2 protein-coding genes are annotated in these 537 nt (G+C 38.2%); both read right to left on the bottom strand.

Going from position 1 to position 537, the window contains the following annotated elements; genetic code table 11:
* Positions 1-213: winged helix-turn-helix domain-containing protein (locus JIG41_RS23230; protein ID WP_409372702.1), on the bottom strand; the 213-nt coding region annotated here is incomplete at its 3' end.
* Between the two features lie 21 nt (positions 214-234).
* A complete protein-coding gene (locus tag JIG41_RS23225; protein ID WP_409372701.1) occupies positions 235-414 on the bottom strand; it encodes a helix-turn-helix domain-containing protein in 180 nt (59 codons plus the stop codon).
* Between the last annotated feature and the right edge of the window lie 123 nt (positions 415-537).

Raw genomic sequence — 537 nt, 5'->3', positions numbered from 1 at the left:
GTTTCCAGTTGGAAGTTTTTTAAAAGCTTCTTGGCTTTTTAATGAGTGTTTAGGGTGTTTCGAACGGCTTGTGATCCAACTAAAGCCAAGCTGCTTGAGTATTTTATAAGTATGATTTAAGTGATAATGAACACCAAATTCAGTGCTAATGTAATGCACAATGTCTTCACCGGTAAGCCGGCCACCTTGAAATTCTGTGTTCGTGCGTTTTATAAATTCAGACAGTTGCTCAAGTTATGACTGTTGTAATCTAGATGGACGCCCTTGTATAGGCTTATTCTCTAAGCCATACAGCCCCAGTTCTAGGTAACTAGAAACCCATTTATTAACACTACTTCGTGCTATGTTAAGACGTTTTGCAATATCAGTTCTGCTATTCCCCTCATAAAATAATGGCACTGCGAGTAATCGTATGCGTTTTCGTGCGTTTGGTTCTTTTGCGAAAGCGCTAAAAGCTGTTCAGCTATGTTTTGGTTCAATGTTATTAACCGGTGATTTTATATAGCCTATATTAGATCAGATATTTAAGCGGAATGG

The organism is Pseudoalteromonas sp. bablab_jr011 (assembly GCF_016464045.1).
GTDB lineage: Bacteria > Pseudomonadota > Gammaproteobacteria > Enterobacterales > Alteromonadaceae > Pseudoalteromonas > Pseudoalteromonas lipolytica.
This window is presented reverse-complemented; position numbering and strand designations above follow the sequence as displayed.